The 17197-nt window shown below is 45.7% G+C and carries 17 protein-coding genes; 16 read left to right on the top strand and 1 reads right to left on the bottom strand.

The features are described from left to right. Positions 1-8: 8 nt before the first annotated feature. From PGL01S_RS09230 to PGL01S_RS09260, 7 genes are all read left to right on the top strand, one after another. A complete protein-coding gene (locus PGL01S_RS09230; RefSeq protein WP_127493747.1) occupies positions 9-284 on the top strand; it encodes a hypothetical protein in 276 nt (91 codons plus the stop codon). A 298-nt stretch (positions 285-582) separates the two neighbouring features. Beyond that, positions 583-1242 carry a type 1 glutamine amidotransferase domain-containing protein gene (locus PGL01S_RS09235; protein WP_127493986.1) on the top strand — a complete coding sequence of 220 codons (660 nt, stop codon included), beginning with the start codon at positions 583-585 and terminating at the stop codon, positions 1240-1242. Between the two features lie 24 nt (positions 1243-1266). Beyond that, entirely contained in the window at positions 1267-2226 is a 960-nt protein-coding gene (locus PGL01S_RS09240; RefSeq protein WP_127493749.1) for a zinc-binding dehydrogenase, read from the top strand. Positions 2227-2259: 33 nt separating this feature from the next. Next, the gene (locus PGL01S_RS09245) at positions 2260-3426 is read left to right on the top strand and encodes an iron-containing alcohol dehydrogenase (RefSeq protein WP_127493751.1); all 1167 of its coding nucleotides are present in this window, start codon (positions 2260-2262) and stop codon (positions 3424-3426) included. A 34-nt stretch (positions 3427-3460) separates the two neighbouring features. Then, entirely contained in the window at positions 3461-3760 is a 300-nt protein-coding gene (locus PGL01S_RS09250) for a putative quinol monooxygenase (RefSeq protein ID WP_127493753.1), read from the top strand. Continuing rightward, entirely contained in the window at positions 3757-4662 is a 906-nt protein-coding gene (locus tag PGL01S_RS09255; protein ID WP_127493755.1) for a LysR family transcriptional regulator, read from the top strand. Before PGL01S_RS09250 ends, PGL01S_RS09255 begins: the two co-directional genes overlap by 4 nt. A gap of 514 nt (positions 4663-5176) precedes the next feature. Then, positions 5177-5767 (top strand): YjgB family protein, encoded by a 591-nt coding sequence (locus tag PGL01S_RS09260; RefSeq protein ID WP_127493757.1) that lies wholly within the window; start codon positions 5177-5179, stop codon positions 5765-5767. Positions 5768-5895: 128 nt separating this feature from the next. On the opposite strand, the gene PGL01S_RS09265 is transcribed toward PGL01S_RS09260, so the two are convergent. Continuing rightward, entirely contained in the window at positions 5896-6750 is an 855-nt protein-coding gene (locus PGL01S_RS09265) for a helix-turn-helix domain-containing protein (RefSeq protein ID WP_127493759.1), read from the bottom strand. A 190-nt stretch (positions 6751-6940) separates the two neighbouring features. Between PGL01S_RS09265 and PGL01S_RS09270 the strand changes: the two genes are divergently transcribed. The 9 genes from PGL01S_RS09270 to PGL01S_RS09310 all read left to right on the top strand — a co-directional run bounded on the left by PGL01S_RS09270 (position 6941) and on the right by PGL01S_RS09310 (position 17112). Further along, complete coding sequence (locus PGL01S_RS09270; protein WP_164775423.1) at positions 6941-7678, top strand: phytanoyl-CoA dioxygenase family protein; 738 nt, start codon at positions 6941-6943, stop codon at positions 7676-7678. 33 nt (positions 7679-7711) lie between these two features. Then, a complete protein-coding gene (locus PGL01S_RS09275) occupies positions 7712-8512 on the top strand; it encodes a sugar phosphate isomerase/epimerase family protein (RefSeq protein WP_127493762.1) in 801 nt (266 codons plus the stop codon). A gap of 370 nt (positions 8513-8882) precedes the next feature. Continuing rightward, entirely contained in the window at positions 8883-9815 is a 933-nt protein-coding gene (locus tag PGL01S_RS09280) for a MerR family transcriptional regulator (RefSeq protein WP_164775424.1), read from the top strand. Positions 9816-10116: 301 nt separating this feature from the next. Beyond that, positions 10117-10986, top strand: coding sequence for a phytoene/squalene synthase family protein (locus PGL01S_RS09285; RefSeq protein WP_127493766.1), 870 nt, complete (start codon positions 10117-10119; stop codon positions 10984-10986). Positions 10987-11001: 15 nt separating this feature from the next. After that, positions 11002-12498 carry a phytoene desaturase family protein gene (locus tag PGL01S_RS09290; protein ID WP_127493768.1) on the top strand — a complete coding sequence of 499 codons (1497 nt, stop codon included), beginning with the start codon at positions 11002-11004 and terminating at the stop codon, positions 12496-12498. Next, entirely contained in the window at positions 12491-13888 is a 1398-nt protein-coding gene (locus PGL01S_RS09295) for an aldehyde dehydrogenase family protein (protein WP_127493771.1), read from the top strand. The genes PGL01S_RS09290 and PGL01S_RS09295 overlap by 8 nt, the downstream gene beginning before the upstream one ends. 32 nt (positions 13889-13920) lie before the next feature. Beyond that, entirely contained in the window at positions 13921-14427 is a 507-nt protein-coding gene (locus tag PGL01S_RS09300) for a glycosyl-4,4'-diaponeurosporenoate acyltransferase CrtO family protein (RefSeq protein WP_244935553.1), read from the top strand. After that, the gene (locus PGL01S_RS09305; RefSeq protein WP_127493773.1) at positions 14424-15950 is read left to right on the top strand and encodes a phytoene desaturase family protein; all 1527 of its coding nucleotides are present in this window, start codon (positions 14424-14426) and stop codon (positions 15948-15950) included. Before PGL01S_RS09300 ends, PGL01S_RS09305 begins: the two co-directional genes overlap by 4 nt. A gap of 46 nt (positions 15951-15996) precedes the next feature. Further along, the gene (locus tag PGL01S_RS09310; protein ID WP_244935554.1) at positions 15997-17112 is read left to right on the top strand and encodes a glycosyltransferase family 2 protein; all 1116 of its coding nucleotides are present in this window, start codon (positions 15997-15999) and stop codon (positions 17110-17112) included. The last annotated feature ends 85 nt before the right edge of the window (positions 17113-17197 follow it).

Genomic DNA, 17197 nt, shown 5'->3' on the forward strand with positions numbered 1-17197 from the left:
TGTATAAAATGAATGCTATGGCTATAACAAGAGAATCAGGTCACGAGAGTATTGAAGAACAGAGACTTAGAATCATGGCTTTTGCGAGTTTCCTAGGTATTCATATAACTGATTGGCATCTGCTTACTGAAGATAATTATGGTGATATTTACGAGAATTTATCAAAAATAACTGCGGTAATCGTAACTAACTTATCTTTAATATCAAAAGAAATAGCAACACTTGATGAGTTTAAAATGATTCTACATTATAACAGTGTTAAATTAATATCAATGTATAGCTAAGATACTTCTAATAGTATAAAGTGGCAAACCGAACGGCTGATAAAACTGTTCGGTTTCTTTAATACATCGAGCTATAATTTTTTTTATAGGAAGATGACTATTTCATTATTTGTTTATGGATGATAACGGGTGTAACATAATACTCGTCTTTAACGGCCATAAGTAAATGTGGATGAACCGGTCATCCCTCCACATGATTAATGAGGATATGTATGAATGCCGCGTGGCAAGGCGATATTAGGTCGGAAATCACCTTTTTTTATTATTTTTATTATTAGATACCAGGAGGAAATTCATGATGACGAAACATATTTTGATGGTTGTTACAACCGCAGACAAAATGAATGACGATAAAGATACGGGTCTGTGGCTGTCCGAGTTTGGCGAAGCTTATCTTGAGTTTATGAATAAAGGCTATGAAGTTACGGTAGCAAGCCCTCTTGGCGGACAGGCGCCTATCGACGACCGTAGCTTGAATGGGGTATCCCAAGAGATGCTGGGCACGGCGAACTATTTGAAGGATACGGTCCGTCTGGACCAAGTTCAGGAAATTAGTAAGTATGACGCCATCTTTTTGCCGGGCGGACACGGAACCATGTTTGACCTGCCTGACAACATGCTTCTACAATTTATGATCCGTAGCCTGTATGAATCGGGTAAAATCGTAGCGGCTGTATGCCATGGCCCCGCTGGCCTTGTCGGTGTTACTCTGTCGGACGGCTCTGCTCTGGTAGCCGGAAAAACGGTTGCCGCTTTTACCGATGAAGAAGAAAGAGAAACGACGCTGGATCCATACATGCCGTTCCTGTTGGAAAGCCGGCTGCGGGAGCTCGGCGCGAATGTAGTGACAGCACCGAATTGGAGCAATAACGTGCAAATAGATGGGAATCTGATTACCGGGCAGAACCCTCAATCGACGGAGAGTGTTGCTAAAGAAGTCATCCGACATTTGGGTTAAGAGTTACAGAGAGGAGAACAGGACATGAAAGCTTTACTGCTGCACGGTAAAAATCAGTGGATTCCGTTGCCATCAGCTGGAAAAGGGGAAATCGTCGTGGAGGTCCATGCGGCCGGGTTAAACCCGGTCGATTACAAAACCGCGGCAGGAGGCAACCCGAACTGGAGTTATCCTCATATATTAGGGCTTGATGCGGCGGGTATCATCCATGAAATCGGGGAAGGCGTAACAGGTTGGAATAAAGGCGATAGGGTCGTTTATCATGGGGATCTCAACAAAAAAGGTGCTTATGCCGAATATGCTGTGACTACAGCACATACCGTCTCCCGGATTCCAGAAGGGGTCTCCTTTGAGGAAGCTGCTGCGCTGCCTACGGCCGGGTACACGGCTTACCAGGTGCTGCATCGAAAGCTGCCATTGCAGGTCATCCGCACTATTCTTATTCATGCAGGGGCTGGCGGGGTCGGAGGATTTGCGATTCAGCTTGCGAAGCTGGCCGGATTAACAGTGTTGTCTACAGCATCCGCGCGAAATTTTGAAGCCGTTAAGGCTTTAGGCGCGGACCATGTAATTGATTATCAAACAGAAAATGTATATGACAGGGTTATGGAGCTGACCCGGGGACGCGGAGTGGATGCGGTTGTGGATCCGGTCGGCAGAGATAATGCAACCGCCTCACTGGACTTGATTGCATATAACGGGCATATAGCCCACATAGCCGGTACCCCGGATTATACTCGAATCAAACCATTTACGAAGACCATTTCCTATCATGAAATTGCATTGAATGCAGCCCATCATCATAATGATCCTATTTCGGAAACCGATCTGGCAGTAATCGGTCATGAAATGCTCTCTTTGCTAGAACAGAAGAAGCTTTCGCCAATGCTATCCAGAATCATATCCCTGGAAGAAGTGCCTCAAGCACTGGCCGCCTTATCAGAGAGGCATGTGCAAGGGAAAATCGTAACAAAACTAAAATAATAAAGTAACTCGAAAAGACAGGAAGTGTAAAACATGGAATGTTTTCAATATCATAATCCAACCAAATTATTGTTTGGCAAAGGCCAGCTAAGTGCATTGCCTGATGAAATCGCTGCGTACGGCTCTAGAATTCTGTTTCTTTATGGAGGAGGCAGCATCAAGAAGAGCGGTCTATATGATCAAGTTATGTCTTTGCTAAAGGGCATGAATGCGGAAGTAGCAGAACTGGGGGGCGTTGAACCAAATCCTCGCCTGACCACTGTAAAAAAAGGAATTGAGCTCATCCGAAAACGCAAACTGGAGTTTATTCTAGCCGTAGGAGGTGGTAGTGTAATTGACTGCGCCAAGGCTATTGCGGCGGGCGTGCCTTATGAAGGAAATGTATGGGATATCGTAACCCGGAAGGCCCCGGTTCCGTCATCGGCGGTTCCGATCGGAACCGTGTTGACACTTGCTGCTACCGGTTCCGAAATGAATGGGGGATCTGTTATTACGAATTGGGAAGAAAACGACAAACGTTCCTTTGGTTCGATTCACGTGAATCCTAAATTCAGTATTCTTGATCCCGAGTTGACGTTCTCCGTACCAAGAGACCAGACGGTATACGGCATTGTCGATATCATGTCCCATGTGTTCGAGCAATATTTTCATGCCTCTTCCAATGCGCCTTTGCAGGAGCGTTTCGGCGAATCTATTCTGCGGACTGTCATTGAGACCGCACCTAAGCTTGTGAATGACCTGAACAATTACGAATACAGGGAAGTCATGCTGCTAAACGGTACGTTTGCATTAAACGGTACGTTATCCATGGGGGTAAAAACTGATTGGGCCACCCATATGATAGAACATGCCGTTTCTGCGGTCCACGATATTCCGCATGGCGGAGGACTTGCCATTCTGTTCCCGCACTGGATGGATTATGTGTCCAAGCGCAACCCTGAAAAGGCTGCACAGCTAGGCGTCCGTGTTTTTGGTTTGCATGCTGAAGGGAAGTCGACTGCGGAAATGGCTTCCGAAACGGTTCAGGCTTTAAGAAAGTTCTGGACATCAATCGGTGCGCCTGCCGCATTATCTGATTACGGAATCGACAACAAAGAGATTGAGCTGATGGCCGAGCGTGCTATGGTAGCGACTATGATCGGCGGCTATGTACCTCTGCAAAAAGATGACGTTAGAGAGATCTTAACCCGGTCACTGTAAGTCAAATAAGTTATGGAGACGAGGAGTGCGTTATATGTCTGCAGTTACAATTATGGCCCTGCTAAAGGCGAAGTCCGGGAAAGAGGACGAGCTTCGGTCCTCGCTTAAAAAGGTCGCTGCTCCTTCAAGGGCTGAAGCGGGCAATGTTGAGTACATTGTGCACGAATCGCACGATCTGCCGGGACAATTCGCCTTCTATGAAACATGGAAGGATGAGGCAGCCGTGCAAGACCATCTTCAAAGTGTGCATTATCAGGCATACCGCAAAACGATTGAGCCTTTGCTGGAGTCACGCACAATACACCGTTTGCGCAAACTGGACCTGCAAGGATGATTGATTTCGAGTGGTACCGGAGTTTTGTCAGTATTTATAAACATCGTTCTGTTTCAGCGGCTGCACAAGCCCGCATGATGACCCAGCCTGCTATGAGCCAACATTTGGCCGCTTTGGAAGCGGATGTCGGGGGGCCGCTGTTTATCCGAGCTCCACGCAAAATGATTCCGACGAACAAAGGTAAGGAATTATATACCAGAATTGTGCCGCATATCGAAAATTTGGAGAGCATCTCGCTGGAAGTGAAATATGCCGCACCTGAAGGGGCGGCACCTGTAGTGCGGATCGGCGCTCCGGCAGAGTATTTCACCTATCAGGCCGCTTCGAGGCTAAACGGGTTGGAGCTTCGGTTTATTGTTCGCTTCGGTATCGCGGAGTTTCTTTTGGACGATCTCCAAAAAGACGAGCTTGATATCATTATTACTACGCAAAATCCCCAGATCTCCGGGATTGAATATGCAAGGCTGGAGATTGAGCGGTTCTTCGTTACGGCACCGGCGGATTGTGAAGTCGATGTGGACGAGATCAGCGGGATCGAAGGTTGGCTGGCGTCATGTAATTGGTTAAGCTATGGACTTGAGCTCCCTATTATCAGACGGTTTTGGCGGGAACATTTCGGCAAGCGGCCGGAGTTGCAAGCAACGCATATCATACCTGACTTAAGAGGTATTCTGTCAGCCGTGGAGCATGGGATGGGGATAAGTGTTTTGCCTGCCTATCTTATTGAGGACGCTGTCCGCCGCCAAAGATGCCGGGTATTGTTCCCTGAACTCTCTGTAGAAAACATCATCTATGCTGCGTTCAAACTGGAGAAGAAAGAAAACCCGTTGTTGGCGAAGCTACTTGAGTCGCTGCAAGATAGCGGATCGGGGGCAAACAACCTCAGCTATGGACGTTCATAATTGCTGGAATTAAACGTTACAAGAGTCGGCCCTCGCGGCCGTCTTTTGTTTGTGCTGGTGAAAAATGAAGCTTATTAAACATATTCATCATTAAGGTTATGTGTATGATTTTGAAAGAGAGGGGATTGTGAGGGGACGGAGAACGTTAGTTTAAAAAAACAGCAGCAGTCTAGGACTTTATTTTCACGTCCATGACTGCTGCTGTTCCGTTTCTAAGGGGCAGTCTAACGTCAATTCTTAACTACAAATACTGAGTTCGGTATAAACGGAACAGGTCATACTTGCTACCAGATTAATGTTACAAATAAATTACATCTTGTATATACTTTTGAAACATGTTTTTTGCATGATTAATACATAGAACGTATCCGGAGTATCAACAAGTTAGGCCAGCAGAAGCAGAAATCGAGGAGATAATAGAGCAGCTGCTGAGCGACTTCGGTTGTGACTGTGTCGTATAGCTATTGCAACATGAACGGGGAGCACCCCCGACATCCCAAGGAGGTAGAAAATAATGAAAGTTTATAAATCCATGAAAAAAATTGCGGTGGCTACAGTTGCCGCCGGAACTTTAGCTTTAACAGCTGTGGCAACCGTCCCATCCCATGCGGCCGCTACTCAAACTGCTGCTCCTGTCGACGCACATACAAAAGCTTACCAAACGCTGATGAGCTTCTATAAGCCGGCCCTTAACGGTCAGTTCCCTAATTTCCATGGGTTTACGATTGGTTTAACTACGCATGCATCTGTTATCAAGGCAATTGGACAAGCTGAATCCCCTGCTAAAGACTCCGATGGCTTCGATGTTTATCACGCCGAAATGGGGCATCCTGGGTATGCAATTAGCTATAAGCTAGGTAAAATTAAGGAAATGCGATATTTCGGAACAAATGTTGAGCGTGAGACCAACCTAGGTGGGATTACCGTCAAGATGCTTACTCAACACTGGGGTACTCCCAATGAGTCCGTCCTGATTAAGTCCGGCAAAACCGTACAGAAGAAAATCACCTACGTTCGTGGCAAATATCAACTTGAATTCATCTTTGATGGTACGAATGGATCGGGTCTGAATCATATTAATCTTGTGAACAAAGAAATTAAGTAACTATGCACGATAAAATGATGTACTAAGCGGCCTTGTTCCTAAATTCCATCGGATCAAGGCTGGCCAACACAGGCTTCCTTTCATCAGGAGGTCTGTTTTTTGTTGAGTGCGTGTCTAGAGGCACGCTATTAAGCATTTCCTTGCGTCTTGCGGTATTGGCTTGGCGTCTGCTGGTAGGCTTGCTTGAATATCTTCTCGAAATGGGGCACCGTGTTGAAGCCTGCCGCAAAACATACCTCCGTAATCGTAAGTGAAGTGGAGGCGAGGAGCGACTGCGCGAATTTCAGCCGCAGCTGCTGCAGATAAACCTGATATGGAACGCCAACCTGCTTATGAAAGCATTCGCTGAAATACGTAGGCGATATGCCTGCATAATTGGCAACTTTAGCTAGCGTCAGCTGTTCCCTGAAATGATGATGCATATAGACGAGCGTTCGTCGCACGGAAGGATGCAAGACGTTTGATATCGGATGATTCACAAGGGGGGCGGAGCTCGCCGCTCGCTTGCAGGCTCTCGCCAGATCAATAAGCAGACGCTCAAGAGCGCCTTGCATGATAATGCGATAGCCAACGTCAGCATGCACGCTTTCATCCCATATCCGCTTGCAGATTTCTTCCAGTTGATCGGCTTCCTTGCCATGGAATTGATGGATATACGCCGTATCCGCAGCAAAGATTAACTCCAGCAATTCATTGTTAATGACGGATTCCAGAAAGATGAGATCGTACAGATATATCGTTTCGCCAGGATCTGGGATAATCTCATGGAAGTCGGCAGGCGTCATTAGAAACAGCATCCCTCGTTCAAGTCTTGTCGGGACGCCATTCAACGTATGAACGCCGGATCCGGAGAGAACAAAAGCAATTTCAAAAAACTCATGCCAATGCGTATCGATTTTCTCATTGATCGTATGGTGGAAGATCCGAAAGGGGGAGGAGCTGGCAAGATAGTTTTCATTTAGTAATCGTTCAGGCGTAATCATGGAATTAAAGTCGTTCCCTTCCTTCTGTTTTGTATCTGCTACTACAATACCCTATGGACATCCGGTTATAAATCATTTATTGCCTAATCCGAAGATATGCATGGTTTTGCCTAAGCAAAATGTAGAGGGATTATTGGATAGAAATTATGATAGAGGTGTAAAGAAAACGACGCTAAGGAGCGATTTTATAATGACTGCTCAACAGCTTACCCAAGAAGAAGTATTCCATTACGAGAAAAACGGTTTTCTACTTCAGAAGAAACCATTGTTCTCACCAGAAAAAATGCAAGAGTTGTCGGGCATCTTCGAAGAACAGTGGGCAGCGGTTGGAAAGAAGCTCAACAGCGAGCTGGATACCCCGCATTTCCGCGATGAGCGCCTGCTGAAGTTTTTGCTCAGCGATGAAGTACTTGATCTAGTTGAGCCGTTAATTGGTCCAAATATCGGCTTGTGGTCCAGCCATTTCATCGCGAAGGAGCCGCTTGTAGGCAAGCAGACGCCATGGCATGAGGACTCTGCTTATTGGAAAGGCAGAATGGACAGGTTAGACAAGATTGTTACCGTATGGCTGGCTATCGACCGAAGCAATCAAGAAAACGGCTGCATGCGCGTTATTCCGGGCACGCACACGAACGGATTCTCCGAATACGAATCGGTGAGCGAAGACAGCAATATTTTCAATAGCCAGATTAAAAATATCGATGAGTCCAAAGCCGTTTATTTCGAGCTGGAGCCAGGCGAATGCTCTCTTCACGACTCGAGAATTATTCACGGTGCGAAGGCGAACACGAGCGAATTCCGAAGATGCGGCTACACGATGCGTTATTTCTCCACAGAAGCTTACGTTATTCCAGAGAAGAATCCTGGCTTCAAAATTTGGCTGGCACGCGGGAAAAACATAGCTGGCAGCCTGTTTGTTAACGAATAATTCCAATTTAGACGATAAGGGGATTCGTATACGATGCAGTTAAAGCTGTATAAAGCACTATGGGGGATGCCCGGTACGTACGCAAGCCAGCTCCAGCAAGCGAAAGAAGAAGGGTATGACGGGATTGAAGCTCCGCTTCCGCCTGTAGCGGATGAAGCAGCGTTCAAAGGTTTGCTCGAGACATACGAGCTGGATTACATTGCCCAGATCGTGACAGCAGAGGAGCACATTGCTTCCTTCGCGGAACAAGTGAAACGGGTAACCGAATTTAATCCCCAGCTTATCGTTTCCCATAGTGCCAAAGATTGGATGCCGGAGGCCGAAACAGACCGTTTCTTCGAAGCTGCCTTGAAGGTAGAGCAGCAATACAAGCTCCCTATTGGGCACGAAACGCATCGGGCACGGGCGATGTTCTCTCCTTGGTCAACGGCCCGGCTGCTGAAAAAGTTTCCCGAGCTTCGTATAACCGCGGACTTCAGCCATTGGTGCAATGTATGCGAATCGATGCTGGAGGATCAGGAGGATACTATGCGGTTGGCCATCAAGCGAGCTACTCATGTACATGGAAGGGTAGGCCACGCGGAGGGTCCGCAGGTTTCGCATCCCGCAGCGCCGGAGTATGCTTATGAAACCTCGAGGTTTCTGACTTGGTGGGGACAAATCGCGGAAGCAATGGCTGCTGCGGGCAACGCTTCGATGTCACTCACGCCTGAGTTTGGACCGCCGGGCTACATGCCGCAGCTTCCGTTTACAAAGCAAGCGGTAGCCGAACTAAACGAGGTCAATCAGTGGATTGCCGAGCAAGTTAGATCTCAGTTTGCTCTTTGGTTATAAAGTTATTCGCACCACTATTAAAGCCACTTTGTTTGCAGTAAAAATGAATCCGACACAGATTCCAGGATGCGTATTTTTTTATTCTTGGGCACTTTTAAGATGCCCCCTTTAAAGAAGGAATTTGGCAGTTAATATCTGAGGGATATCACGTTATTTAGTTAAACTAAAAAGAACGTTAGTTAAAAAACAGCAGCAGTCTAGGACTTTATTTTCACGCCTATGACTGCTGCTGTTCCGTTTATAGATGTGGAAGGAATGTTTAGACAAACCCTATATATTTTTGTATAATGACTGTATAGGTTATGAAAACATTAAAGCAAAGTTTTACCTTAGGTTTAGGCGCATTAAGAACAGAAAGGAAGTATCCATCATGTTTACAATTAAGCAAGTCTCAGCGATGCTGGATATCCCTGCTGTCACCCTTCGTGCTTGGGAACAGAGATATGGAGCTGTAACCCCGACCAGAACGGATACCGGTTACCGGCTGTTTACCGAACAGGATGTCGAAGACTTGCGCTGGCTCAAAGCAATGACAGAGGAACGTGGTATGTCGATCAGTCAGGCTGTCACGTTGAAAAAGAGCCGGAAGAGCAATCTTTTCAGGCTTGAGACGTACGACTCAACTGTGGCCGGTGATAAACATGATAATCATGAACAAACGGTTAAGAATCTGTATGACCTCCTAAGCGCTTTCCGATCCCAGCAAGCAAAGGCGTTGCTGGATATGGGATTTTCGATGTTCGGTTACGAAACGATGATTATCAAGGTGCTGGTCCCTTTACTTATTAAAGTCGGTGATGAATGGGAAGCCGGACGCGCGTCGGTTGCCCAGGAACATTTTATTACGCAATTCGTTACCCAGCGCTGCTATGGTTTTTTTCAACTTTTCCCATTTGATGAGACGCTACCTAAAGTGCTTGCCTTTTGTCCTTCTAAAGAGCAGCATCATTTGGGTTTAATGCTGTTTTCCTTATTTCTCAGGCAACGTGGAGTCGAGGTGCTGTACCTCGGTCCCGATACGCCGGAAAGCGGAATCGAACAGATCATCAAGGATCAACGCATAGAGGTTATTGCAATTTCACTGTCCGATCGACGACTTTTATCCGATACGTTAGCTCTTATCGACAAGTTAAGAGAGAGGTTCGCAAACCTATCCTTCTCGCTGGGCGGAAGAGGATTCGAAGGTGTTAACGAGCCTTATAACTCCTGGTGCCAGCCGGGAGGCAATCAGGGCGAATGGGGAAACTGGGTTGATCGACTTTTACTTGCTCGCAAGCCAACAGTATCGGAGAGTGGTTCTTAGCAAGGTTTTAAAGCGGGAATAAGATTTGTTTTTGAGCAAGTTGACCTGGAGTAGAAACAACATGTTCGGAATTGGTGCCTCGAATATTCTGGAGCTTAGAGGTACCAATCTTCTTTTTTACATAAGTGAGGTATAAAAGCACGAAAAAATATACATAATTGTGCCATTTACTTATCTATGGCGAGATCGCTCTAATCTAGCAATAATCGTCTGAATAATGCGACATATTTGTTCGTCGAGCGGTGTTTCTTGCACATAAAGAAACGATTAGGTGCCTGTAGGGTAAGAAGGGGAGAGGTTTATGGTCTCAGAGCAAATGAGAGCGGACTTTGCTTATTGCGAATCAATTATTAAAAAACATTCTAAAAGCTTTTATTACGCATTTTCGCAGCTGCCGCCGGAAAAAGCCAATGCCGTCTATGCTATTTATGCTTTTTGCAGAACGGCAGACGATTGTGCAGATTCAGATCGACCACATTCGGAAAAGCTCGAGTCGCTGCAACAATTAAAACAAGAACTCGATTTATTCAGGGATCGGGCAGAGGTGGATCATCCCCTGTGGCGAGCGCTCAGGCTGGTTTTTACCAACTATGAGATGGACATTCAAGCATTCTACGACCAGTTAACCGGACAGTGGATGGATTTAAATTTTTCTATCCCTAGAACGATGGAAGAACTTGAAAGATACAGTTATTATGTTGCCGGCTCGGTAGGTTTAATGCTTTTGCCAGTCTTGGCTTCCAAAGCTTCTGCCGATTTGCGTCTATCTGCGATTGAACTTGGCATCGCCATGCAAATCACAAATATTTTGCGTGATGTCGGCGAGGATTTCCAAAAGAAGCAACGAATTTATTTGCCCGAAGAAGAAATGGAGCGCTTCCGGTATACACAGTCGGATCTACGACATGGTCTCATTACCGAGAGTTTTGTTAATCTGTGGGAGAGTTTGGCTAAACATGCCGATTCCTTGTACGACGATTTCTATAAGAGCATAAATCTATTTGATGCTGACAGCAGGGTGCCTCTCTTTTTGTCTGTAGGCGTGTACAGAGGCATATTGGATGCTGTCAGAGGCAATGATTATGACTGTTTCTCCAAGCGCAACTATGTATCGAAGGAAAAAATGACCATGATTAGCGCTGCCGTGGGCAACCGCTCCCAAATTGTCTGAAAGGTGTTGTTTGAATTGTCAAATGAAAAAAGCGTATTGATTATCGGCGGCGGGCTTGGCGGGTTATCCGCTGCCATATCTTTGAGACAAAGCGGCTATAACGTTTCTTTATACGAACAAAACAATCATATAGGCGGTAAACTGAATCGGCTTGAGCAAGATGGTTTCGGCTTTGATCTTGGCCCTTCCATTCTCACAATGCCGCACATCTTTGAAAAATTATTTGCATTAAGCGGTAAAAAGATGACGGATTACGTTCCAACTGTAAAGCTGAACCATCAGTGGCGATCTTTTTTTCCGAATGGCAATATCATCGATCTCTATGAAGATATCGAAGAAATGAAAGCGAAGAATCAGACTCTGAGTGAGCATGATATGTCCGAGTACGAGAATCTGCTCCGATACTCCAAAAAGCTGTACGAGATGACGGAGCAAGGATACTTCAAGCATGGGGCTGATAATACCAAAGATATCGCGAAATATAATGGCGTCTTTAATGCTCTCAAGAACTTTGATTTGTTCTCCACGGTACATAAGTCTATTGCAAAACGAATAAGCAATCGCGATCTGCGAGATATGCTTTCTTATTTCATCAAATACGTTGGCTCTTCTCCTTATGATGCGCCGGCCGTACTAAACATGATGATTTATATGCAGCATAAGCAAGGATTGTGGTATGTTCCTGGCGGGATGCACTTGCTCGCCAGCGGTTTAGTGAAGCTGGCAGAAGAAACAGGCGTAGCTATTCATACGGGTAAACGAATTGTCCATCTAAAGAAGAAGGATGGACAAATCACCAGTGCCTTATTAGAAGACGGGACAGAACTCTCGGCAGACTACTACATTTCCAATATGGAAGTCATTCCGTTCTATGAGCGTCTACTTCAGGAAGAGAAGCCTTTTATCCATCAATTGAAAAAGAAATATGAACCGGCAAGTTCGGGCCTAATCATGCACCTCGGCGTAAAAAAAACATACCCGCAGCTCGCCCATCACAATTTTTTCTTTGCAGAAAATATGAAGCAGCAAATGAATAAAATATTTCACCGCCATGAGCTGCCGGATGACCCGATCATCTATCTGGTGAACGTCAATAAAACGGATCCCGCGCAGACCCGCGAAGGGTATGAAAATTTGAAAGTATTGCCCCATATTCCCTATATTCAGGATCAACCTCTTACACAGCAGGACTATGAGCGTTTTGCCGAATTGGTGCTGATGAAATTAGAAAAAATGGGGCTGGATGGATTGCGTGATAACATTGTTACCAAAGATTTATGGACCCCGGAAGACATTAAACGAATGTATGGATCCGACCGTGGAGCCATATACGGCACATTATCCGATCGCAAAAAAAATAAAGGGTTTAAGCATCCTAAGCAGAGCACGCTCTATGACAATCTTTATTTTGTCGGCGGAACGGTAAACCCGGGAGGCGGTATGCCCATGGTGACATTAAGCGGTCAACAGGTGCGGGACAAAATCGTGCAGAGGGATACGAATCATGGGTGATAAGGGCAGTGCTGCGCTGCGTGCGATATTGGAAAAGCAACAGGAGGCTATTATTCAATGCCAGTTCCCTGCGGTGAAAGAGCGTACGAATACACTTCTGAGGCTGAAGCAGATGCTAATCGACCATGAGGCGGCATTTATCGAAGCACTTGTTTCCGATATGAAAAGACCCGCTTTTGAAGCCTTTGCATTCGAAATCGCAATTCTGTTGAATGAGATCGAGTATGTATGCAGGTCGTTGAAGCAATGGGCGAGATTCGAGCGATCCTATCAGTTCAAATTCGGTTACATAGAAGCGGTTCGCAAAAAGCGAAGTCCGTATGGCAGTGTTCTCATCATCAGCCCATGGAATTACCCGCTGCAGCTCGCATTGATGCCAGCCATTAGTGCAATCGCTGCAGGAAACCGTTGCGTGATCAAACCATCGGAATACGCGCCGGCAACAAGCGAGCTGCTGCAACAGGTTGTCAGCCAAACGTTTCCGCCTGAAGTTTTAACTGTTGTGACGGGGGATAGGCATCTTGCCAAGCAATTAACGACGATGCCATTTGATCTCGTGTTTTTTACAGGAAGCCAAGAGACAGGAAGGGCCGTATCGCAGCAGGCTGCCGAGCAGCATATCCCCGTCATTTTGGAACTCGGCGGCAAGAACGCTTGTATCCTGGATGAATCGGGTTTTTCGCCTGAAGCTATCCGGGAAATCGTCTGGGGAAAATTTCTGAATGCAGGCCAGACCTGCATTGCTCCTGATACGTTATTCGTACATGAGTCCGTGTATGAAAGAACACTCTCCGAAGTTTCCTCGGCATTACTAGCATTTTATGGGGAGTCCCCAAGCGATAGCAGAGACTACGCCAGGATTTGTCATGATCGACACTTTCAAAAACTGATGCATTTTTTCGCGCAAGGCAAGGTTTGGTATGGAGGCGCCTTTGATGCGGATGATTTATTCATCGCCCCGACTGTATTAACAGATATACAACCAGAAAGCTCGATTATGCAGGAGGAGATTTTTGGCCCAATCTTGCCTGTTATACCTTTTCGCGATCTGAAAGACTTATTAGAACTGAAGGCGATTCCGCGTGATGCATTGGTCGCCTATATGTTTAGCAAGAATAAGCAACACATTGAATTGGTCAAAAACTACATGCGATCAACTACTGTCAGTGTGAATCAAGTCATCCATCATGGGGCCAATCCCCGAGTTGCTTTCGGTGGCGTGGGGCGCAGCGGACATGGCAGCTATCATGGTAAAGCGGGCTTTCAAAGTTTCAGTTATGAGAAAACGGAATACAAAGCGTATCGCTACTTCCATGTGTCCGATAAATTTCCGCCGTACTCGGATCAAGACATGCGCATTGTGCACAAGTTTAGGAAATGGCTGTTGTAAAGGAACAATAGAGATCGTCTAGGAGGATTGCCGTGCCCTATTTATCTTTTCCTATCTTTTGGACTGTCAGCATCGACATATTCGCTTGGGCTTTTTTTCATGTCATCGTTTCCGTCTTTTGCTTGAAGCTTCCTTTGTCGTATTTTCTGAAAGACAGTGTCTGGTACCGGCTTTTCGCTTGGGAGAAGTCTGGAAGTTTATGGCAACAGTTGTTTCTCGTAAAAAGATGGAAAGGGCGTCTGATAGACGGTACGGCGATTCTAAAAAAAGGGTATGGTAAGAAAAAATTGCATGGTACCCAAATAAGCGACTTGAACGAATTCGCCGCGGAAACCAAACGAGCGGAGCTGACCCACTGGTTGTCGATGGTGCCTGCTCCGTTATTTTTCTTATGGAACCCCATATGGGTGGGCTGGTTCATGATTCTGTATGCGGTGGTGTTTAACTTGCCATTCATTATTGTGCAGAGATACAATCGCGGGCGAATAGAGGCCATTACATCAAGTGCGAATAAAACGGGAGCGAGGGCATTCTCATGAGCAAGAAGGTTATTGTTATTGGCGCAGGTGTCGCAGGGCTGGCCAGCGCTATCAGACTACAGCATGCCGGATATCAGGTCGAAATCTATGAGAAAGAAGCCTCTCCGGGCGGGAAAATGAACCGGATTGAGACGGATGGCTACAAATTTGATTTGGGGCCAACGATCGTCATGATGCCGGAACTGTACAGGGAAATTTTTGAACTTTGCGGCCGGAATCCGGATGATTACATCCCCATGGAGAGATTAGACCCGATGTATCGGGTTTATTACAAAGATATTCCTGACGCGCCTTTCGATATTTCCTCCAATCTTGTGCAATTGACGAAGACGATAGAAAAAATTAGCGAAGAGGATATGGAGGGCTTCTTTCTCTATCTGCACGAAATTTATAAACGATTTATGGTCGCCAAGCACAACATTATCCAAAGACCTTTCCGTAAATCCCGAGATTTCTATAACTTCTCGATGCTGAAGAAAGCGTTAAAACTAAAAACATTCGACACGGCAGATCGTTTTATGAGCAAATATATGAAGAATGAACGGTTAAAGCAGATGATAAGCTTTCAGACCTTGTACATTGGCATTTCGCCGTTCAAAAGTCCATCGTTCTACACCATGATCCCGATGATACAATTTATGTATGGCGTCTGGTTTATTAAAGGCGGCATGTATACCATGGCTCTAGCTATGGAAAAGCTGTTCAAAGAACTGGGCGGGACCATCCACTATAACAAAAGTGTGCAGGAAATTGACGTACATAATGGTAAAGCAACAGGCATCCTTGTAGACGGGCAGAAAGTGCCGGCGGATTTCGTGGTATGTAATGCAGACTTCCCGTACGCCATCAAAAACTTGGTGAAAGACCGGGTGGCAAAAGGGAAATTCACGGATAAAAAAATCGATAAAATGAAATACTCCTGCTCTTGTTTTCTTCTTTACTTGGGCATGAATAGAAAATACGAGGAAATCGAGCACGTTCATAATTTTATTTTTACCGAGGATCTGAAAAAAAATCTGCATGACATTTTTGCCGGGAATAAACTGACCAATGGTTCGTTTTATGTTTATATCGCTTCCAAAATGGACGCTTCGCTTGCCCCCGAGGGTAAAGACGGTTTATACATTCTGATGCCGGTTTCCCATGTTGCCGCGGCGAATTACGAATGGAATGAGGAGACGATTCAGGATTACCGTTCCTATATTCTAAACACCTTAAAGAAGATTCGCGGTTTTGAGCATATTGAACAGGAGATCGTCACTGAAACTTGCATTACCCCACGTGACTTCGAGTCCAAGTTCAATGCCTATAACGGTTCGACTTTCGGTCTGATGCCGATCTTGTCTCAAAGCAACCATTTGCGTCCGCAAAGCAAGGCCAAGCATTGCGACAATCTGTACTTTACCGGAAGCAGCACACATCCGGGCGCGGGTGTTCCGATCGTGTTATTATCGGCTAGAATTACCGTACAGGAACTGATACAGGATGACCAAGGGATTATATTCGACTATTCCGGGAAATGAAGCAGAGATCCATGCGATTCCGGTTCTACCTTAAGGAGGGAATGCAGTGCCCGTTTCAGAATGGATCAATCTTGCAATTGGCTTATTGGCTCTTCTAGTCGGAATTGTCATGTTCTGGTCTTTTCCAGTTATTAAGAATCTCGATACGAACGCCGATTTTCCGTTGCTGTCCATCATTATTCCTGCCAGAAACGAAGCTGGTCGGATTTCCCCGTTGCTGCGTTCATTACAGCAGCAGCATTACCAGTCATTCGAGGTTCTTGTTGTTGACGATCATTCGACAGACCAGACTTCAGCGATCGCCAGAAGATACGGTGCCAAGGTTCTGCAAAACAAAGCGGTAGAATCAGGGTCAGGGAAATCTAGGGCCTGTTGGCATGGAGCAGAGCATGCTAAAGGGCAGTGGCTCCTTTTCTTGGATGCAGATACATCTCTAACTGATGCGGATAGCCTGCTTAAGTTACTCGGTTTCTACCAACGAATAGGTGCTAAAGGGATTCTATCCCTGCAGCCTTATCATACCGCGCATCGGTTATATGAGAATTTATCGGCCATTTTTAACGTAATTGTAATTGTTGGAATGAATATATTCACATGCTGGGGGTCTCGATTTAAAGCAGCAGGCTCTTTTGGCCCTTGCATTATATGTAATAAAGAGGATTATTTTTTGACAGGGGGGCATCACAAAATCCAAGGCGCAGTAATGGATGATCTGGCGCTGGGACAGGCTTTCATGGATAACAACCTTCCTGTCTATTGTATCGGGGGGAGCGGTGTAATCAATTTTCGCATGTATCCGGAAGGTTTGATAAGTCTTATAGAAGGATGGTGCAAAAGCTTTGCCGTTGGTTCAAAGTCTACCCATCCGGTCGTGATGCTAATGACTATCCTTTGGATTACAGGTGGTTTTATGAGCACTGCGGCGCTCATTTCCTCTATTACGGCATTCCCTAAAGGTGCCATGGTGCTCAGTGCTCTGTTGTACACGGCGTATGCTTTACAGACGATGCTATTTGCACGCAGATGCGGCAATTTCAATCGGGGCATCTTCTTGATGTACCCGTTATTGTTTTTATTCTTTGTGACCATTCACGTATATTCCCTATTCCGAGCACATGTTCTGCATTCGGTAAACTGGAAGGGCCGTAAAATCGATGTATAATGCGCTTGCTTTGTTAATCCATTTATTGGAGATTGCAACCTAAACTGATACCAGTAGACTGTGAAAATAAAGTGTTTGACTCCTT

Source organism: Paenibacillus glycanilyticus NBRC 16618, assembly GCF_004000805.1.
Classification (GTDB): domain Bacteria; phylum Bacillota; class Bacilli; order Paenibacillales; family Paenibacillaceae; genus Pristimantibacillus; species Pristimantibacillus glycanilyticus.